The organism is Achromobacter sp. E1, assembly GCF_037039475.1.
In the GTDB taxonomy this organism is placed as follows: Bacteria; Pseudomonadota; Gammaproteobacteria; order Burkholderiales; family Burkholderiaceae_B; genus Achromobacter; species Achromobacter mucicolens.
The window spans coordinates 5,606,516-5,624,977 of sequence record NZ_CP146253.1 but is presented as its reverse complement, the minus strand read 5'-3'; the positions used below and the strand labels follow the sequence as shown (position 1 = coordinate 5,624,977).

15 protein-coding genes are annotated in these 18,462 nt (G+C 65.9%); 11 read left to right on the top strand and 4 right to left on the bottom strand.

Annotated features, from left to right (window positions below):
• Nucleotides 1-10: 10 nt before the first annotated feature.
• The 4 genes from cydX (at nucleotide 11) to V6V88_RS25910 (ending at nucleotide 4,184) form a co-directional block, all read left to right on the top strand.
• The gene (gene cydX / locus V6V88_RS25925; protein ID WP_056319618.1) at nucleotides 11-136 is read left to right on the top strand and encodes a cytochrome bd-I oxidase subunit CydX; all 126 of its coding nucleotides are present in this window, start codon (nucleotides 11-13) and stop codon (nucleotides 134-136) included.
• 77 nt (nucleotides 137-213) lie between these two features.
• Entirely contained in the window at nucleotides 214-1,881 is a 1,668-nt protein-coding gene (gene cydD / locus V6V88_RS25920) for a thiol reductant ABC exporter subunit CydD (RefSeq protein ID WP_223576572.1), read from the top strand.
• Entirely contained in the window at nucleotides 1,878-3,575 is a 1,698-nt protein-coding gene (gene cydC / locus V6V88_RS25915) for a thiol reductant ABC exporter subunit CydC (protein WP_280003797.1), read from the top strand. The genes cydD and cydC overlap by 4 nt, the downstream gene beginning before the upstream one ends.
• Nucleotides 3,576-3,629: 54 nt before the next feature.
• Nucleotides 3,630-4,184 carry an adenine phosphoribosyltransferase gene (locus V6V88_RS25910; protein ID WP_056319625.1) on the top strand — a complete coding sequence of 185 codons (555 nt, stop codon included), beginning with the start codon at nucleotides 3,630-3,632 and terminating at the stop codon, nucleotides 4,182-4,184.
• Nucleotides 4,185-4,235: 51 nt separating this feature from the next.
• Here V6V88_RS25910 and V6V88_RS25905 read toward each other — a convergent pair whose 3' ends face one another.
• On the bottom strand, nucleotides 4,236-5,126 hold the full coding sequence (locus V6V88_RS25905; RefSeq protein ID WP_056319627.1) for a LysR family transcriptional regulator: 891 nt from the start codon (nucleotides 5,124-5,126) through the stop codon (nucleotides 4,236-4,238).
• A gap of 384 nt (nucleotides 5,127-5,510) precedes the next feature.
• Between V6V88_RS25905 and V6V88_RS25900 the strand changes: the two genes are divergently transcribed.
• Nucleotides 5,511-5,891, top strand: coding sequence for a DUF4148 domain-containing protein (locus V6V88_RS25900; RefSeq protein WP_128829534.1), 381 nt, complete (start codon nucleotides 5,511-5,513; stop codon nucleotides 5,889-5,891).
• Nucleotides 5,892-6,340: 449 nt separating this feature from the next.
• Nucleotides 6,341-7,453, top strand: a complete 1,113-nt coding sequence (locus tag V6V88_RS25895; protein WP_056319633.1) for a porin — start codon at nucleotides 6,341-6,343, stop codon at nucleotides 7,451-7,453.
• A 164-nt stretch (nucleotides 7,454-7,617) separates the two neighbouring features.
• Here the strand turns inward: V6V88_RS25895 and ilvA are convergent, their stop codons facing one another.
• Nucleotides 7,618-9,126, bottom strand: coding sequence for a threonine ammonia-lyase, biosynthetic (gene ilvA, locus V6V88_RS25890; RefSeq protein ID WP_056319636.1), 1,509 nt, complete (start codon nucleotides 9,124-9,126; stop codon nucleotides 7,618-7,620).
• A 95-nt stretch (nucleotides 9,127-9,221) separates the two neighbouring features.
• Between ilvA and V6V88_RS25885 the strand changes: the two genes are divergently transcribed.
• The 4 genes from V6V88_RS25885 to V6V88_RS25870 all read left to right on the top strand — a co-directional run bounded on the left by V6V88_RS25885 (nucleotide 9,222) and on the right by V6V88_RS25870 (nucleotide 14,950).
• On the top strand, nucleotides 9,222-9,758 hold the full coding sequence (locus tag V6V88_RS25885) for a YqaA family protein (RefSeq protein WP_056319771.1): 537 nt from the start codon (nucleotides 9,222-9,224) through the stop codon (nucleotides 9,756-9,758).
• Between the two features lie 132 nt (nucleotides 9,759-9,890).
• Nucleotides 9,891-13,850: an FAD/FMN-binding oxidoreductase gene (locus V6V88_RS25880; protein ID WP_312539236.1), complete on the top strand. Its 3,960-nt coding sequence runs from the start codon at nucleotides 9,891-9,893 to the stop codon at nucleotides 13,848-13,850.
• A 228-nt stretch (nucleotides 13,851-14,078) separates the two neighbouring features.
• Nucleotides 14,079-14,522 (top strand): Hsp20/alpha crystallin family protein, encoded by a 444-nt coding sequence (locus V6V88_RS25875; protein WP_062838950.1) that lies wholly within the window; start codon nucleotides 14,079-14,081, stop codon nucleotides 14,520-14,522.
• Between the two features lie 32 nt (nucleotides 14,523-14,554).
• Nucleotides 14,555-14,950 (top strand): Hsp20/alpha crystallin family protein, encoded by a 396-nt coding sequence (locus tag V6V88_RS25870; protein ID WP_062838951.1) that lies wholly within the window; start codon nucleotides 14,555-14,557, stop codon nucleotides 14,948-14,950.
• A 174-nt stretch (nucleotides 14,951-15,124) separates the two neighbouring features.
• On the opposite strand, the gene V6V88_RS25865 is transcribed toward V6V88_RS25870, so the two are convergent.
• On the bottom strand, nucleotides 15,125-16,093 hold the full coding sequence (locus tag V6V88_RS25865) for a tripartite tricarboxylate transporter substrate binding protein (RefSeq protein WP_338616985.1): 969 nt from the start codon (nucleotides 16,091-16,093) through the stop codon (nucleotides 15,125-15,127).
• Between the two features lie 155 nt (nucleotides 16,094-16,248).
• Nucleotides 16,249-16,968 (bottom strand): YggS family pyridoxal phosphate-dependent enzyme, encoded by a 720-nt coding sequence (locus tag V6V88_RS25860; protein WP_062838952.1) that lies wholly within the window; start codon nucleotides 16,966-16,968, stop codon nucleotides 16,249-16,251.
• A gap of 211 nt (nucleotides 16,969-17,179) precedes the next feature.
• On the opposite strand from V6V88_RS25860, the gene V6V88_RS25855 reads away from it, so the two are divergent.
• The gene (locus V6V88_RS25855; RefSeq protein WP_062839050.1) at nucleotides 17,180-18,421 is read left to right on the top strand and encodes a PLP-dependent aminotransferase family protein; all 1,242 of its coding nucleotides are present in this window, start codon (nucleotides 17,180-17,182) and stop codon (nucleotides 18,419-18,421) included.
• The last annotated feature ends 41 nt before the right edge of the window (nucleotides 18,422-18,462 follow it).

Sequence of the window (18,462 nt, the reverse complement as noted above, 5' to 3'; positions counted from 1 at the left end):
AGCCTCGTCCATGTGGTATTTCTCGTGGATTCTCGGCCTTGGCCTGGCGTGCGCATTCGCCATTCTCAATGCGATGTGGTTTGAGCTGCGCGAAGGTCAGACCCATGACCCGCGCGCCAGCCGCGACGTCGAGTGAGCGGCGGCGCAAGCAGCCTCGAGCACGACCCGTCGGCGTCCCTGCAGAAGCCGCCGCGCGAACAGTCGCGGTGGCTGATGGGACTGGCCAGAACGGCGCGGTATCCGCTGATCGTGGCGGGCGCCGCGCCGCTGGTCAGCGGCGCATTGCTCGTCGTGCAGGCCTGGCTTCTTGCCAGCGTGCTGGACTCGGCGATCGTGGGTGGCACGCCGCGGCATGAACTGCTGGGCGGCATCGCCGGTATTGCGGGGCTGATGCTGCTGCGCGCGTGCATTGCCTGGGCGGGCGAGCGCGCCGGCGCGGATGCCTCCGAGCGCATCAAGCGCCACGTTCGTCAGTCGCTGTTCCTGCGGCTGGTGCAAAAAGGCCCTTACTGGAGCCGCGGCAAAACGTCGGGTGAACTGGCGAGCGCGGTGGTCGACCAGGTCGAGGCGCTGGATGGATTCTTTGCGAAGTATCTGCCCGCGATGGCTGCGGCCGCGATGCTGCCGGTGGCGTTCGCGGTGGTGCTGCTGCCCGTCGACGTGATTGCGGGTCTGGTGCTGCTGATCACGGCGCCGCTGATTCCGCTCTTCATGGCGCTGGTGGGGTGGGGCGCGCAAGGCGCCAGCCGCCGCCACCTGCGCGCATTCGCCCGGCTGTCGGGATTTTTTGCGGACCGGTTGCGCGGGCTGTCCACGCTGAAGCTGTATGGGCGCGCGCAGGCCGAGGCCCAGTCCGTCGTGGCCGCCAGCGATGCGCTGCGCCAGCGGACGATGTCGGTGCTGCGCATCGCGTTTCTGTCCTCGGCCGTACTGGAATTCTTTGCCGCGTTGGGCGTGGCGGGCATTGCGGTCTACATCGGCCTGACTTACCTGGGATTTCTGGACATGCGCTGGTCGCCGCTGACGCTGCAGGCCGGGCTGTTCTGCCTGTTGATGGCGCCCGAGGTCTACGCGCCGCTGCGCCAGTTTGCCGCCCACTATCACGATCGCGCGACGGCGCTGGCCGCCGTCACGCAAATTGCCGTCCTGTTCGATGGCCTGCCGCAAGCCGAGGCCGAAGCAGCGCCCGATTTGGGCGGCAAGCCCGCGCATGCCGGCAAGGGCGCCGCGGTTGCCATTGATGGCTTGCGGGTCGAGGCGCCGGGCCGCGGCCACGCAGTGCTGGCCGATGCGGCGCTTGTGCTCGCGCCCGGCGAGCACATGGCGCTGATGGGCGCGAGCGGTATCGGCAAGTCCACCCTGATCGAGGCCATGGCGCGCCTGCGGCCCGCCGACGGCGATATTCGCATCGATGGCCTGCCGCTGGCGCAATGGGACGAGACCGCCTTGCGCCAGCGTGTGGCGCTGATCGGCCAGCGGCCGCAATTGCTGGCCGGATCGATCGCCGACAACATCCGGCTGGGCCGGCCCGGCGCCACGGATGCGCAGGTCGAGGATGCCGCGCGCCGCGCTTGCGTGCTGGAATTCGCGCAGGACCTGCCGCAAGGATTGGATACCGTGCTGGGCAGCCGCGGCCACGGCTTGTCCGGCGGGCAGGCGCAGCGCGTGGCGCTGGCCCGCCTGTTCCTGCGCGATCCGGGGCTTATCCTGCTGGACGAACCCACCGCCCACCTGGACGACGCGACGCAGGCCCGCGTGCTGGATGAGATTCTGCAATTTGCCGCTGGCCGCACCTTGGTGCTGGCGACGCACGCGCCCGCTGTGGCCGCACGCTTGCCGCGCGTAGCGCGCATCGCCGCCGGCGGCGTGGAAGACGCATGAAGAATCTGCTGTTGCTCCTGCCGCTATACGCACGCCGCAAAGGCGGGCTTTTGCTCGCATTGTTCTGTGCGCTGGCGACCGTGGCCGCCGGCGTGGGACTGCTGGGCGTGTCGGGCTGGTTCCTGACGGGCGCGTTCCTGGCCGGCGCCGGCAGCGTCTTCAACCTGTTTGCGCCGTCCGCGCTGGTGCGGGGACTGTCCTTCCTGCGGATCGTGTCGCGCTATGCCGACCGGGTGGTCGGTCATGCCGCCACGCTGCGCTTGTTGGCGGATCTGCGCGCCTTGGTGTTTTCGGCGCTGATCCGGCTGACGCCGCGCCAGCTTGCGCGTTATCGCAGCGGCGATCTGGTCGCCCGCATGACGAACGACGTCGATGCGCTGGATACGGTCTTTCTGTTTGTGCTGGCGCCGCTGGCCACCGCCATCGTTGCCGGCGCGGTGCTGACCGCTGTGCTGGGGCAATGGGTCCCCGCGGCGGCGCTGGTCTTTGCGCTGGCGCTGTTGACGGCGTGCGTGATCGTGCCCCTGTGGCTGCTGCGTGCGGCGCGCAAGCCAGGCGCGGCCGTGCAGGAAAGCGCGGCGGGGCTACGCGCCGCCACGCTGGATGCGGTTGACGGCCACGCCGACATGGTGGCCCTGAATGCCCAGGCCGAGACGCTGGCGCATTTCGAGCGTCTGTGCCAAGCCAGCGCCCAGGCGCGCCGCAGCCAGGCGCGGGTGGCGGTGCGCGGGCAATGGTTCCTGCAGGTGGCCGCGGGCGTGGCGGTGATGGCGCTGTTGTGGTTTGGGCTTGCCGCGCATGAGGCGGGGCGGATCGAAGCCCCCGTCCTGGCGGGCTTGCTGCTGGCCGTCATCGGCATTTTCGAGGTCGCCGGTCCGATCATGCGGGGCGCATCGCGGATGGGATCCGCGATGTCGGCCGCCGCGCGCATCCGCGAGGTCACGCAATGCGAACCCGACATGCAGGATCCGGCGGTGCCGCGCCCCTTGCCCCACAGCGGCGCGCTGGAACTGGATGGTGTCGGCTTCGCCTATCCGGCCCGCGCCGCCGGCGATAGCGTGCGGGTGCTGAAAGACATCAACCTGCGAATCGAACCGGGCGAACGCGTGGCCATCCTGGGCCCAAGCGGCGCGGGGAAATCCACGCTGCTGCATCTGATCCTAAGGCTTGAAGATCCGCAGGCAGGGCAGGTCCGCTTCGGCGGATGCGATGCGCGCGAATGTGCGCAGGCCGACTGGCACCGGCGGATCGTCCTGCTTTCGCAGGATTCGCCCCTGTTTCTGGGCACGCTGCGCACGAACCTGTTGATCGGCAATCCCGACGCCGACGATGGCGCGCTGTGGCAGGCGCTGGATGCAGCAAGACTCGGTGATTTCGTGCGCGGTCTGCCCGATGGCCTGGACACCTGGGCTGGCGAAACCGGCTCGCAGCTGTCGGCCGGGCAAGCGCGGCGCCTGTGCCTGGCCCGGGCGTTGCTGGCGCCCGCCGCGGTCATCGTGCTGGACGAGCCGACCGCGGGATTGGATGGCGCGGCCGAAGCGGCATTCTTTGCCGACCTGGAACACGCGGTGCGCGGACGCACCGTGGTGCTGGCCACGCACGCGGCCCTGCCCGAGGGCGCGGTGCACCGTTGCCATGTGTTGCGCAACGGTCGACTGCATGACATGTCATCGCATGCGGCAATCCTGGCTTAAGCGCGGCGGCGCGGTTATAGTTCGCCTTGCTTCAATTCACTCAGGGCCGTATCCATGCAGACCGACAACGCCGAGTTCATCCGGCGCACCATCCGCAGCGTTCCGGACTGGCCCCAACCCGGTGTCACGTTCCGCGATATCACGCCGGTGCTGCAGGATCCGCGTGCGTTCCGCGTCCTGATCGATCTCTTCGTCTATCGCTACATGCGCCAGCGCCTGGATCTGGTGGCGGGTGTGGACGCGCGCGGTTTCATCGTGGGCAGCGTGCTGGCCTATGAACTGAACCTGGGCTTCGTGCCCGTGCGCAAAAAGGGCAAGCTGCCTTACCGCACGGTGGCAGAGGAATACTCGCTCGAATACGGCAACGCGGCCGTCGAAATGCACACGGATTCGGTCCGGACGGGCCAGCGTGTCCTGCTGGTGGACGATCTGATCGCCACGGGCGGCACCATGCTCGCGGCCATCAAGCTGCTGCAGCGCCTGGGCGCCAACGTGGTGGAAGCCGCCGCGATCATTGATTTGCCGGATCTGGGCGGGTCCGCCAAGGTGGCTGCCACCGGCACGCCGCTCTACACGGTCTGTCAGTACGGCGCGGACACGACGCCGTAGCGGTACGGCATCAGCCGCCTCCTTCGCAGGGGGCCGCCCCGCGCACCTTCCTCAGGCGTCAGACAAGCGGGGCTGGATGAAATCCAGAAAAGCCTTGGTCTTGGCCGGCAGCATGCGCGAGGGCAGCAGCGCAAACAAGGGCAGGGGCGTCAGGCTCCACTCCGGCAGCACGCGCACCAACCCCGTTTGCTTGATGGCGCGCTCCATCGCGTCGAACACCAGCAGCGGGGTGATGCCCAACCCCTGACCGGCCAATCGTCCCAGCATCCCCACGTTATTGGCCGACAGGCGGCCAGACACCTGCACGCGCTCGACCTTGTCGCCCGAATGGAGCATCCAGAAGGACGATTCCTCGCGCATGGTGGGGCGCAGGCATTCGTGGTGGGTCAGGTCCGCCGGCACGCGCGGTTCGCCGTGGCGGGCCAGATACTCGGGCGACGCATAAAGCTGGTGCGCCATCAGCACGATCTTGCGCGAGATGAGGCTGGAATCGGGCTGCTGCCCGAAACGCAGGATCAGGTCGAAGGGATTACTGATGGGATCGATGGGGCGCATGCTCAGATCGAAGTCGCATTCGATATCCGGATGCTGTTCGCGAAATTCGCGGATCACGGCGGGCAGGAACAATTGCGCCAGGCTGGTCGGCAGCGAGATCCGCAGACGGCCCTTGGGCTGCACGGCCATGTCCAGCAGTTGGTCGTGCGCGATGCGCGCCTCTTCGACGATATGGCGGCAACGTTCGAAGTAGATGGCGCCGGCTTCGGTCAGATCGATCTTGCGGGTGCTGCGGTTGAGCAGCCGCATGCCCACGCTGCGTTCCAGTTCGCTGACCCGGCGCGAGAGTGTGGAGGTCGGGATATTCAAGGCTTCGGCGGCGTGGCTGAAGTTCTTGCGCTTGGCGACCTCGACGAATAGCGCGATGTCGTTAAGCTGAATGTCCATGAATGCCCTCGAGACTCAAGTTTCCATTTCTGGCAGATTCGTATGATAAATGGAATTATTGTCCCGCCAGTAGAAATGTCTATTTCTCCACTTTGAACAACAATTCCATCGCGTGGGGGCTTCATATTGCGATACCCACCTTGCGGGAAACTGAACAAATGCGAGGTTTGGCATCATCCTGCGCAACCATTGCGGGCCGTTCCACATAGAGCCATGACCCGGATTCGGCACGCAATTGTCCCATCCGTGCAAATATGTTCCCCAAATTAAGGGTTTTTACTAAGCGCCAATCGCCAGATACTTCGTCCCAGCAATCAAATTGTCATATCGAGCCCGCCAGCCTGGCGCAAGACGATGTGCAACGTTTAGGATGGAGTCATCGCAATGAAAGCCCTAGCAACCGCACTCATGGTTACCGCAACTCTGGTTGGCATGTCCGCCGCTCACGCCGATGGCAAGACGCGTGAACAAGTCCAGCAGGAACTGCAAGCCGCCAAGGCTGCGGGCACCGTCACGTTCGGCGAACTGGACTATCCGCCCGCTGCCCCCCAGACCACCAGCCTGTCGCGCGAACAGGTTCAGCAGGAACTGCAAAGTGCCAAGGCAGCAGGCCAGGTGACGAGCGCTGAACTCGACTATCCGCCCAAGGCCGTCTCGCAGACCGCCGGCAAGACCCGTGCGGAAGTTCGCCAGGAACTGGCCGATGCCAAGGCGCGCGGCGAATACACGTTCGGCGAACTGGATTACCCGCCCAAGGGCCGCTGATTCAAAACCGGCTATCCAGCCGCCCGGAAGGTCACCGAAAGAACCCCTTGTGACGCCGAGGGGTTTTTTTTGCGTCCTGCTTTTTGTGCGGCGGCTGAATCCGTGTGGCATTTACGCTGCAAAAACTGTTCCGCTCCCGCTACATCTGTTGCCGGCCAGGATGCGCGCCGCATGGCCGATCCGGTGATGTGAAAGCGCGATGCGAGCAATGATTCATATTTGAGATCAAGGTGTTAGCAGGCGCCAAGACACGCCGTGCGCCTTCGGGGGCGCGTCATTATCCCAGCCATGGAAAGTAGTTCGTCGAAATCCGGGTTACTACGAACTGCTACAAGCCGGACACTACCTCCAGTGCATCAGCCGCGCGATTGGACGCAGCGGCATGCGAGGTTCCGCGGTCTTGCGGCGCCAAGCAGTGCGCCTTTCATCTCGCCATTTTGGGGTTTCAAATGAAGAAGACGTTTTTGGCCGTCGCGTTGCTGACCGGCTTTGCCGGCGCCGCGCAGGCCGCCGATTCCGTGACGCTGTACGGTTTGATCGACGCTGGCCTTGGCTACGAAAAAGTGAAGTTCAAGGGCGACTCGCAGAGCCGCATCGGTGCGGTGCAGGGCGTGAGCAGCGGTTCGCGCTTCGGCCTGCGCGGCACGGAAGACCTGGGCGACGGCCTGCGCGCGGTGTTCACGCTGGAAGGCGGCTTCGGTCCCCTGAACGGCAACTCGCTGCAGAGCAACCGCCTGTTCGGCCGTCAGGCCACCGTTGGCCTGGACAGCGATTCGTGGGGCCGTCTGGAATTCGGCCGTCAGACCAACCTGGCCTCGAAGTACTTCGGCTCGATCGACCCGTTCTCGATCAGCTACAACAACGCCAACATGGGCACCACGTTCGGCAGCGCCAACACGATGCGCCTGGACAACATGGTCCTGTATCAGACCCCCAGCCTGGGCGGCCTGAAGGTCGGCCTGGGTTATGCGTTCAGTGCGGACGACACCGTTACCGACTCGACGCAGAAGGGCTTTGCGACGGGCAACAACAACCGTGTGATCACCGCCGGCGTGCAGTACGTCAACGGCCCGCTGAACCTGGCCGCCGCCTACGATCGCTTCAACCCGTCCAACGACCGCGTCGGCGGCAAGGATGCGGCGCGCATTCAGGAATACATCGTCGGCGGTTCGTACGACTTTGAAGTCGTGAAACTGGCCGCCGCCTTTGGCCAGACCCGCGATGGCTGGTTCATCGGCCAGAACATGGGCACCACGCCCGACGGCATGAACAAGCTGGGTTCATTCAAGCTGGCCGACGGCTTTCGCGCCAACTCGTACATGATCGGCGCCACCGTGCCGCTGGGCCGCCACGCCGTGTTCGGCTCGTGGCAGCGCGCCACCGCCAGCAATGACAAGCTGACGGGTGACGACGCAACGTTCAACGTGTACAGCCTTGGCTATACCTACGAGTTCACCAAGCGCACGAACCTGTACGCGTACGCCTCTTATGGCGACAACTACGCGTTCCAGCACGATGCCACCGATACGGCGGTTGCCGTCGGCCTGCGTCACCGTTTCTAAGCAACAGCGCGTCCGGCCGGACCTTGCTGAATGCGCGGGCCATTCTCCGTGGACCGCCGAGTGACAGCGAACCCCCCCCCCTACATTGGGTCCGGCCGGGCGTGACTTGCGCCCAGAAGGGAAGGGCCTCCGCAAGGAGGCCCTCTCGCATTGCAGCGCCGGAACTACAGGAAGAGCTTGTAGGCCGGGTTGTCGGTTTCGTTCCAGTGGGGATAACCCAATTCCGCCACGAAGTTGCGGAACAGCTTCTTGTCCGCGGGCGGCACCTGGATGCCGATCAGGATGCGGCCATAGTCGGCGCCCTGGTTGCGGTAATGGAACAGGCTGATGTTCCAGTCGGGATTCATCGCGTTCAGAAAGCGCATCAGCGCGCCCGGACGCTCGGGAAATTCAAAGCGGTACAGCAATTCGTTTCGCGCCAGCGCCGAGCGGCCGCCCACCATGTGGCGCAGGTGGGTCTTGGCCATTTCGTCGTGAGTCAGATCCAGCGTGTCGAATCCGTGCCGGCGGAAGTTCGCGGCAATCTTGTCGGGTTCCGCGGCGGACGAGACCTGGATGCCGACGAACACGTGGGCGCGATCCGCGTCCGAGATGCGGTAGTTGAATTCGGTGACGCTGCGTTCGCCCACCAGTTCGCAGAAGCGGCGGAAGCTCCCGCGCTGCTCGGGCATGGTGACCGCGAAGACGGCCTCGCGCATTTCGCCGACCTCGGCGCGTTCGGCCACGAAGCGCAGCCGGTCGAAGTTCATGTTCGCGCCGCATGCAATGGCGACGAGCGTCTTGTTCTTGAGGTTGTGCTCGGCCGCGTACTGCTTGGCGCCTGCCACCGCCATCGCGCCGGCCGGCTCCAGCACGCTGCGCGTGTCCTGAAAGACGTCCTTGATGGCCGCGCAGATCGCATCGGTGTTGACCACCACGTAATCGTCCACGTACTTGCGCGCCAGCTTGAAGGTCTCGGCGCCCACCATCTTGACCGCCGTGCCGTCCGAGAACAGGCCGACGTCGTTCAGCTGGACGCGCCGGCCCGCGCGCACGCTGCGCAGCATGGCGTCGGAGTCCTCGGTCTGCACGCCGATGATCTTGATCTCGGGGCGCAGCTGCTTGATGTACGCCGCGACCCCGGCAATGAGGCCGCCGCCGCCGATGGCCACGAAGATCGCATCGATGTGGCCCGGGTGCTGGCGCAGAATTTCCATGCCGACGGTGCCCTGGCCGGCGATCACGTCGGGATCGTCGAAGGGATGGACGAAGGTCAGCTTCTCTTTCTTTTCCAGCACCTGCGCGTGCGCGTAGGCATCCGAAAAGCTCTCGCCGGCCAGCACGACCTCGCCGCCCAGGCGGCGCACGGCATCGATCTTGACCTGCGGGCTGGTCGTGGGCATGACGATCACGGCGCGGCAGCCCAGGCGGCTGGCCGCCAGCGCGACGCCCTGCGCGTGGTTGCCGGCCGAGGCCGCGATGACGCCGCGGTTGCGGGCCGCCGGACTCAGGTTCGCCATCTTGTTGTAGGCGCCGCGCAGCTTGAAGCTGAACACCGCCTGGGTATCCTCGCGCTTGAGCAACATCGTGTTCGACATCCGCTGCGACAGCAGGGGCGCTGCCTCGAGCGGGGATTCGACCGCAACGTCGTAAACCTTGGAAGTCAGGATGCGTTTCAGATAATCAGTGGACATGGACCGCGCGACAGGGCAAGAGTGGGGACTGGCCAGGATTATTGCAGGGAATGCCTGTCGCCTTCGCGGTTTCCCGCGGCTACACTGCCGCAACCATGGAAGAAAGTCTCTTATCCGCAGTTCATTGGCTCTTGGGGGTGCTGGCGCTGCCCTCCGTGGGCCTGCCGGCCATCTTCACCGTCTCGCTCGTGTCCGCGACCCTGCTGCCGCTGGGCTCCGAGCCGGCGGTGTTCGGCTATATCAAGCTATCGCCGGACATGTTCTGGCCCGCCGTCCTGGTGGCGACGGCCGGCAACACCGTGGGCGGGGCCATCAGCTACGCGATGGGGCTGGGCGCCGAGAAGGCAGTCGAGCGCTGGAAGGAAAAGCACCCCCATCCGCATCCCAAGGCCACCGAAGGCGGCCGGATGCGCGGACGCTGGAACGAGCGCGCCCACGATTGGCTGCATCGGATGGGGCCGCCGGCGCTGCTCTTGTCCTGGTTGCCCGCAGTGGGTGACCCCCTGTGCGCCGTCGCGGGCTGGTTGCGCCTGTCCTTCTGGCCCTGCGTCTTCTACATGGCCATCGGCAAATTCATGCGCTATCTGTTCATGACTGCCGGCCTGCTCTGGTTCTTCCCGGGCAAAATCTAGCGCTGACGCCACACTTAAACGGGGACGAAACGCGTCGTCCCCGATGCGCTTTTGCACGGCTTGCCCGGGTTATTCGGGGCCAGGTCGGGACAATGGCATAAAATACTTTTTTAAGGGCCCCCTCTTGCCGCCATGAACGCCCCACTCGCCAGCCACATCTTGAACGGGGCGATGCCGCCCGCCGCACCCGCGCGATTGCGCGAAATCCCCTACAACTACACGTCGTTTTCCGACCGCGAAATCGTGGGCCGGTTGCTGGGCGAAGATGCCTGGAGCCTGCTGAGCGATCTGCGCGGCGAGCGCCGCACGGGCCGTTCCGCCCGGATGCTCTACGAAGTGTTGGGCGATATCTGGGTCGTGCGCCGCAACCCTTACCTGCAGGATGACCTGCTGGACAATCCCAAGCGCCGCAAGCAGCTCATCGAGGCCTTGCATCACCGCCTGGGCGAAATCGACAAGCGCCGCGAACCGGGCGCGCCCGCCGAAGCCGGCCACGATCCGCATCGCGACGAGAAGGTGGTCGGGCTGCTGGCCCGGGCGCGTTCTGCCATTGCCGCCTTCGAAGGCGAGTTCGACCAGACCGCCATGATGCGCAAGCAGGCGCAGAAGGTGCTGGGCCGCATCACGGCGCGCGACAACATCAAGTTCGACGGCCTGTCGCGCGTGTCGCACGTTACCGATGCGACCGACTGGCGCGTGGAATACCCCTTTGTCGTGCTCACGCCCGACACCGAGGACGAGATCGCCGCGCTGGTCACCGCCTGTATCGAACTGGGCTTGACCATCGTGCCGCGCGGCGGCGGCACCGGGTACACCGGCGGCGCCATTCCGCTGACCTGGAAGTCGGCGGTCATCAACACCGAGAAATTCGACAAGCTGGGCAAGGTCGAGTCCTGTATCCTGCCCGGCCTCACCGAGCCCGTCGCGGTCATCCACGCCGGCGCCGGCGTGGTCACCAAGCGCGTGTCCGAAGCGGCCGAGGCGGCCGGCTTTGTGTTCGCCGTGGACCCGACGTCCGCCGAGGCCTCGTGCGTGGGCGGCAACATCGCCATGAACGCCGGCGGCAAGAAGGCCGTGCTGTGGGGCACCGCGCTGGACAACCTGGCCTGGTGGCGCATGGTCGATCCGGACGGCAACTGGCTGGAAGTCACGCGCCTGGACCACAACATGGGCAAGATCCATGACGTGGAAGTGGCCCGCTTCGAGCTCAAGTGGTTCGACGGCAAGGGCAAGCCCGGCGAACGCCTGCTCAAGACCGAGACGCTGGAAATCCAGGGCCGTGTGTTCCGCAAGGAAGGCCTGGGCAAGGACGTCACGGACAAGTTCCTGGCGGGCCTGCCCGGCATTCAGAAAGAAGGCTGCGACGGTCTCATCACGTCGGCGCGCTGGGTGCTGCACCGCATGCCGCGCCACACGCGCACCGTCTGCATGGAATTTTTCGGGCAGGCGCGCGACGCCATCCCGTCGATCGTCGAGGTCAAGGGTTACCTGGACGGCGAAGGCAAGGCGCGCGGCGCCATCCTGGCCGGCCTGGAGCACCTGGACGAACGCTATCTGCGTGCGGTGGGCTACGCCACCAAGAGCAAGCGCGGCGTGCTGCCCAAGATGGTCCTGATCGGCGACATCGTCGGCGATGACGACGACGCGGTGGCCGCGGCCGCCAGCGAGGTCGTGCGCCTGGCCAACACGCGCCACGGCGAAGGCTTTGTGGCCGTCAGCCCCGAGGCGCGCAAGAAATTCTGGCTGGACCGCTCGCGCACCGCCGCGATCGCCCGTCACACCAACGCCTTCAAGATCAACGAAGACGTCGTGATCCCGCTGCCCCGCATGGGCGAATACACGGACCACATCGAACGCATCAACATCGAGCTCTCCACGAGCAACAAGCTCAAGCTGCTGGGGGAACTTGACGCCTATCTGTGCACGCCGCTGCCGGTGGGCAAGATCGACGATGCCGACATCGAAACCACCCGCGCCGAAGCGCTGGCCGAGCGCACGCGCCAGGCCATCGAACTGATCGCCGCCACGCGCCAGCGCTGGCAATGGTTGCTGGACAACCTGGACCTGCCGCTGGGCGAGGCGCTGCCGCAACTGGACGGACTGGGTCTTGGCGAACTGCGCGCCACGTTGACCCAACGCCTGGCCGCACAGCCCGGCGCACGCGTCTTTGACGTGGTGCAGGACCGCACCATCCGGGTCTCCTGGAAGACCGAGGTGCTGGCGGGCCTGCAGCGCGCGTTCTCGGGCGCGGCCTACAAGAAGATCGTCGACGAACTCGTCGCCATTCACGCCCGGGTGCTCAAGAGCCGCGTGTTCGTCGCGCTGCACATGCACGCCGGCGACGGCAACGTGCACACCAACATCCCGGTCAACTCGGACGACTACGAAATGCTGCGCGAGGCCCACGCGGCCGTCGAGCGCATCATGCAGATCGCTCGCGACCTGGACGGCGTGATCTCCGGCGAACACGGCATCGGCCTGACCAAGTACGAGTTCCTGACCGAGGCCGAGCTGGCCCCGTTCCAGGACTACAAGCGCCGCGTCGACCCGAATGGCCACTTCAACGCCGGCAAGCTCATGCCCGGCGCGGACCTGCGCCACGCCTGGACGCCCAGCTTCAACCTGATGGGCCACGAGTCGCTGATCATGCAGCAAAGCGACATCGGCGCCATTTCGGAATCGATCAAGGACTGCCTGCGCTGCGGCAAGTGCAAGCCGGTGTGCGCCACGCACGTGCCGCGCGCGAACCTGCTGTACTCGCCCCGCAACAAGATCCTGGCCACGTCGCTGCTGGTCGAAGCCTTCCTGTACGAAGAGCAGACCCGCCGCGGCGTCAGCCTGAAGCACTGGGAAGAGTTCGAAGACGTTGCCGACCACTGCACCGTCTGCCACAAGTGCTACAACCCCTGTCCGGTCGACATCGACTTCGGCGACGTGTCGATGAACATGCGCGCCGTGCTGCGCCGCATGGGCCGCAAGTCGTTCAACCCGGGCACGGCCAGCGCCATGTTCTTCCTGAACGCCAAGGATCCGGCCACCATCAACGCCACCCGCAAGGCGATGGTGGGCGTGGGCTACAAGGTGCAGCGCGCCGCGCACGACCTGTTCTCGGGCCTGGTCAAGAAGCAGACGGCCAAGCCGCCGGCCACGGTGGGCAAGCCCCCGCTGCGCGAGCAGGTGGTGCACTTCGTGAACAAGAAGATGCCGGGCGGGCTGCCCAAGCAGGCCGCGCGCAAATTGCTCGACATCGAAGACGCCAACTACGTGCCGATCATCCGCGACCCCAAGGCCACCACCGCCGACACGGAAGCGGTGTTCTACTTCCCGGGCTGCGGTTCCGAGCGCCTTTTCTCGCAGGTGGGCCTGGCCACGCAGGCGATGCTTTGGCACGCCGGCGTGCAGACCGTGCTGCCGCCCGGCTACCTGTGCTGCGGCTATCCCCAGCGCGGCAACGGCATGACCGACAAGGCCGAGCAGATCATCACCGACAACCGGGTGCTGTTCCACCGTGTCGCCAACACGCTGAACTACCTGGACATCAAGACCGTGGTGGTCAGCTGCGGCACCTGTTACGACCAGCTTGCCGGCTATGAATTCGAAAAGATCTTCCCGGGCTGCCGGCTGATCGACATCCACGAATACCTGCTGGAAAAGGGCATCAAGCTGGAAGGTGCCAAGGGCGTGCGCTACATGTACCACGACCCCTGCCACACGCCGATGAAGCTGCAGGAACCCATGAAGACCGTGCGCGCGCTGGTGGGCGATGGCGCGGTCAAGAGCGACCGCTGCTGCGGCGAGTCGGGCACGCTGGCCGTCAGCCGCCCGGACATCTCCACGCAGGTGCGCTTTCGCAAGCAGGAAGAGCTGCAGAAGGGCGATGCCGCGATCCGCAGCGACGGCTTCACGGGCGACGTGAAGGTCCTGACCTCGTGCCCGTCGTGCCTGCAGGGCCTGTCGCGCTACGAAGGCGACACCGGCATGGAAGCCGACTACATCGTGGTCGAGATGGCGCGCCACATTCTTGGCGAAGGCTGGATGGAAGACTACGTGCGCCGCGCCAACGCGGGCGGGATCGAACGGGTCCTGGTGTAATCCGCGCCCTGCGCAATCGAGAACCGCGGCCAGCGATGGCCGCGGTTTTTTTTGCGCCGCGCAATGCGGGAAACCGGGCAATGAAGGCGGTGGCACCAGCCCTTTTTCCCCCTTGAAACTCCAAAAACCGCTCCCATACTTGGCACTGAAGCGATCAGACGTGCGGTCGCGGTGGTGGCGATTGTGGCGCGTCTGCATCGGTCCCTTTTTTGATCCGAGGAGACCTTCATGAGCAACTTTCCGTTCAACGACAGCGGCTTCGCGTCGGCCTTCGACGCCATTCAGGAACACATGGGCCGCGTGCTGCGCGGCGCCGGGGTGCCTGCCGCCTTGCGCGCCACGCCCCAGGGGTACTTTCCGCCCGTCAACGTCGGGGTGTCTGGCGATTCGATCGAAGTCGTTGCGTTCATTCCCGGCGTGGATCCGGAAGGCTTGAACGTGTCGATCGAAAAAAGCCTGTTGACCATCAGCGGCGAGCGCAAGCCGCAGGACCTGCCCGAAGGCGCCCGCTACTACGCGCGCGAGCGTACGCAGGGCCGTTACACGCGCGTCATCGAGCTGCCCGCCGACGCCGATCCGGACAATGTGCAGGCGCGTTACACGGACGGCTGCCTGGCCATTTCGATCAAGCGAAAGGAATCGGCCAAGCCGCGCACCGTGACCGTGCAGTGACCCGCCAACGCAACCGCATAGGAGTAACGATCATGAATGAACGCAAAGACCTGACCGTGCCCGCCGAAGCGGCCGTCTCCGAAAAGCGAGACGGACGCGGGGTGACCGTGCCGGCCGTGGACATCTACGAGGACAAGGAAGGCATCACGCTGCTTGCGGACCTGCCGGGCGTGTCCAAGGAAAGGCTGCGCATCAACGTAGAGGCCGACGTGCTGCAGATCGAGGGCGAGGCCGCGGTCGAGACGCCGAGCGACCTGCGGCTGGTGCTGGGTGAAATGCGCGCGCCGCTCTTTCGCCGGGCGTTCCGGCTGGGACAGGAGTTCGACCGCGCGCAGATCAGCGCGAGCCTGAAGCAGGGCCTTCTGACGCTGCGCATTCCGCGCGTGCGTGAGGCGCAGCCGCGGCAGATTCCTGTCGTGGCGGGGTGATTCGGGCGTCGGGACGCCATTTGGCGTGGCCCACGGGTGTCGGGCACCCGACGAGTCGCCACGGCAAACGGGGACTGTCTGCGCCGGGTGTCTGACACCGTCCCAAGCACGGCCATGAAAAAGCCGCGGTCGACTGACCGCGGCTTTTTGCCTTGCCGGATGACGCCGGAGCGATCACTCCAGCTTGATGTTCGCCTTTTTGATGACGTCGGCCCAGGCGCTGCGCTCCTGATCGGCATACGTCTTGAAGTCCTGCGCCGACATCGGCATGGGGATGACGCCCATGTCCAGCATCTTCTGCGAGACCGCGGGCGACTTGAGCGTGGCGTCCAGGTCGGTCGACAGTTTCTTGACGACGGCTTCCGGCAGGCCGGCCGGGCCGACCAGGCCTTGCCAGGCATAGGCCGTGAAATTGGCCACGCCCTGTTCGGCCATCGTCGGGACGTCCGGCAGCACCGTCACGCGCTCGGGCGTGGCGGCGGCCAGCACGCGCAGCTTGCCGGCCTTGACGTTGGGCAGGCCCGATCCCAGGTCGATGAACATCATGTCGACCTGGCCGCCCAGCAGGTCCTGGATGGCGGGCGCCGCGCCCTTGTACGGAACGTGCAGCACGTTGACGCCCGTGCGTTGCTTGAAGAGCTCCAGCGCCAGGTGATGCGGCGAGCCCGCGCCGGCGGATGCAGAGGTCAGCTTGCCCGGTTCCTTCTTGGCGGCGGCGAGCACGTCTTCGACCGTCTTGTACGGCGAGTTGACGTTCACGGCCAGCAGCAGCGGGAACTTGGCGATGCCGCCGATGTAGGTGAACTTGACGGGGTCGTAGGACAGCTTGGCGTAGAGCGACGAATTAAAGGCCAGCGTGCCGGAGTCCGCCGTGCCCACCAGGTAGCCGTTGGGTTCGGCCTGGGCGATGGCCGTGGCGCCGATGATGGTGCCGGCGCCCGGACGGTTCTCGACCACGATGGTCTGGCCCAGCGTCTTTTCCAGGCTGCTGGCCACGGTGCGGGCCACCACGTCGGTGCCGCCGCCGGCGGGGTAGGGAACGATCCAGCGGACCGGTTGCGTGGGCCAGGATTGGGCGGATGCCGCGGTGGCGGCCAGCGACAGGGCGGCAAGCGCCAGCAGGCGCTTTGCGTGCTTGTGCATGAAGTGTCTCCTCGTGCGGGATATCGTGAGCGCGGCGCTTGCGTCGTTGATTGACGTCAACTTACGCCGCATATTTTTTGCGTGGCTATTATGCCTTGCGCCTGCGCAAAAAGGGGCCCGTGCATTGGGCCCCCTCAAACTCCCGCATCTCCGCCTTATTGCGGATCCGGATAACTTCGCGCGCCGAAGATGGCCGAGCCGATGCGGACCTCGGTCGAGCCTTCCTCGATGGCCAGTTCGAAGTCGCCGCTCATGCCCATCGACAGACGGTCGAGCGAAACGCCGGGAATGTTCTCTTTTGCCAGTCCATCGCGCAGCTCGCGCAGCGCGCGAAAGCAGGCACGGACCTCGTCGGGGTTGGGCGAGTTGACCGCCAATGTCATCAGCCCCTGCACGCGCAGCGTGGGATAGTCGGCGGCGATGCGGCGCAGGAACGGGCCGACCTCTTCGAGCGCCATCCCGTACTTGCTGGGTTCGGACGAGGTCTTGACCTGCACCAGCACGTCCAGCGTGCGCCCCGCATTCTGCAGGCGGCGGTGCAGGGCATCGGCCAGTTCCACGCGGTCCAGGGATTGGACTTCCGACGCATCGCGCGCGGCGTCCTTGGCCTTGTTGGTCTGCAGGTGTCCGATCAGCACCCATTGCAGCCCCAAACCTGCCAGCGCCTCGGCCTTCTGGCGGATCTCCTGGGTCTTGTTCTCGCCAAAGCGGGTCAGGCCCAGCGCCATCGCTTCGCGGATGGCGTCCTCGCCAAAGGTTTTGCTGACGGGCAGCAGGGTCACGCTGCCAGGAGGACGGCCCGCCCGTTCGCAGGCCTCTCGGATACGTTGCTGGATCCGGGCGAGGCGCCCGGCCATGGTGTCGTCGGCGGTCATGCAGCTCTCTGGGAAAACAGGATGTCCCATAGTGTAGGACGTGTTTTGGCGCTTGTCGGCGCGCGGGCTCTCAGCCCGGCAAGGCTGGCGTTGACCCTGTCAGAGGGGCAGGCTTAGAATTTGCGGAGATTTGTTTATATTTCAAAGTTCTATGCCGTCCGGCGCCGCCCATTCGGGCGACACGATCCCCCTCCTACTCAGCCCTTCCGCCATGTCCAGTGCAGCGCCCGAATACGTCTTTGCCACGCCGTTCCTGAACCCTCCCGCCTCGCCGATCCGATCGCTCATGCCCTACGCCATGCGTCCGGGCACCATTTCGCTGGCTGGCGGATATCCGGCGCAGGAATTGTTCGACGTCGATGGCTTGTCGATCGCGTCCACGCAGGTCATGGCCCGGCTGGGCGCCTGCCTGCAGTATTCCAACATCGACGGCCAGGCCAGCCTGCGGCATGAGCTGGCGCGCCTGTCCGCCGCGCGTGGCCTGCATTGCAATGCCGATACGGAACTGGTCGTGACGGGCGGCTCGCAGCAGGCGCTGGCGCTCCTGACCCGCGTGATGCTGCAGCCCGGCGACCACGCCATCATCGAATCGCCGGCCTTCCCGAACTCCGTGCAGGCCTTGCGCTACACGGGGGCGACGGTCCACACCGTGCCTTCGGGCCCGGATGGCATCGACGTGGACGCGCTGGACGAATTGGCCGCGCGCGTGAAGCCCAAGATGGTCTGCGTGGTTGCCTCGTTTTCGAACCCCTGCGGGGCCACCATTTCGCGCGCGCGCCGCCTGCGGCTGCTGGAACTGGCGGTCAAGCACCGTTTCCTGATCGTCGAAGACGACCCCTACAGCGAACTGCGCTTTGCCGGGCAGGCCGTGCCGCCCATCGCGGCGCTGGCCGAGGGCGAGGCCCGCCATTGGGCGGTGTACCTGGCCAGCATGTCCAAGACCATGGCGCCCGCGCTGCGTATCGGCTGGCTGGTCGCGCCGCCCGAAATCCGCCGCCGCTGCGTCGCCGCGAAGGCCGCCGACGACATGGCGTCCTCGGCCTGGATCCAGGAGGTCGTCGCCCAGTATCTGGCCAACGGCCGCTATGACGAACACGTGCCGCGCATCCGCGCCGCCTACGGTTTGCGCTGCACCGCCATGGCCGACGCGTTGGCGCGCGAACTGGATGGCCGCATCACGTTCAGCAAGCCCGAGGGCGGCATGTTCTTCTGGGCGCGCCTGACCGGCGAGGTGGATGCGACGCGCCTGTTGCCCTACGCCATCGAGCACGAAGTCGTCTACGTGCCCGGCAAGGCGTTCTACGCCGACGCGGCGCAGGCGGATCTGTTCGCCATGCGCATGTCGTTCGCCACCATGAATGAAACCCAGATCGCACAGGGCATGGTCCGCCTGGGCCGCGCGCTCGACGCGTGCCAGGCCAACGAGCCGGTGTCGATTTCGCTGGCGGCTTGACGGCGCGCAGCGTCACGCCCACCCCGCGTTGCTATCCTTTC

What these genes read in the sequence shown, in the direction of transcription:
- cydX (WP_056319618.1), top strand. Translation starts at nt 11, where the DNA reads ATGTGGTATTTCTCGTGGATTCTCGGCCTTGGCCTGGCGTGCGCATTC.
- cydD (WP_223576572.1), top strand. Translation starts at nt 214, where the DNA reads ATGGGACTGGCCAGAACGGCGCGGTATCCGCTGATCGTGGCGGGCGCC.
- cydC (WP_280003797.1), top strand. Translation starts at nt 1,878, where the DNA reads ATGAAGAATCTGCTGTTGCTCCTGCCGCTATACGCACGCCGCAAAGGC.
- V6V88_RS25910 (WP_056319625.1), top strand. Translation starts at nt 3,630, where the DNA reads ATGCAGACCGACAACGCCGAGTTCATCCGGCGCACCATCCGCAGCGTT.
- V6V88_RS25905 (WP_056319627.1), bottom strand. Translation starts at nt 5,126, where the DNA reads ATGGACATTCAGCTTAACGACATCGCGCTATTCGTCGAGGTCGCCAAG.
- V6V88_RS25900 (WP_128829534.1), top strand. Translation starts at nt 5,511, where the DNA reads ATGAAAGCCCTAGCAACCGCACTCATGGTTACCGCAACTCTGGTTGGC.
- V6V88_RS25895 (WP_056319633.1), top strand. Translation starts at nt 6,341, where the DNA reads ATGAAGAAGACGTTTTTGGCCGTCGCGTTGCTGACCGGCTTTGCCGGC.
- ilvA (WP_056319636.1), bottom strand. Translation starts at nt 9,126, where the DNA reads ATGTCCACTGATTATCTGAAACGCATCCTGACTTCCAAGGTTTACGAC.
- V6V88_RS25885 (WP_056319771.1), top strand. Translation starts at nt 9,222, where the DNA reads ATGGAAGAAAGTCTCTTATCCGCAGTTCATTGGCTCTTGGGGGTGCTG.
- V6V88_RS25880 (WP_312539236.1), top strand. Translation starts at nt 9,891, where the DNA reads ATGAACGCCCCACTCGCCAGCCACATCTTGAACGGGGCGATGCCGCCC.
- V6V88_RS25875 (WP_062838950.1), top strand. Translation starts at nt 14,079, where the DNA reads ATGAGCAACTTTCCGTTCAACGACAGCGGCTTCGCGTCGGCCTTCGAC.
- V6V88_RS25870 (WP_062838951.1), top strand. Translation starts at nt 14,555, where the DNA reads ATGAATGAACGCAAAGACCTGACCGTGCCCGCCGAAGCGGCCGTCTCC.
- V6V88_RS25865 (WP_338616985.1), bottom strand. Translation starts at nt 16,093, where the DNA reads ATGCACAAGCACGCAAAGCGCCTGCTGGCGCTTGCCGCCCTGTCGCTG.
- V6V88_RS25860 (WP_062838952.1), bottom strand. Translation starts at nt 16,968, where the DNA reads ATGACCGCCGACGACACCATGGCCGGGCGCCTCGCCCGGATCCAGCAA.
- V6V88_RS25855 (WP_062839050.1), top strand. Translation starts at nt 17,180, where the DNA reads ATGTCCAGTGCAGCGCCCGAATACGTCTTTGCCACGCCGTTCCTGAAC.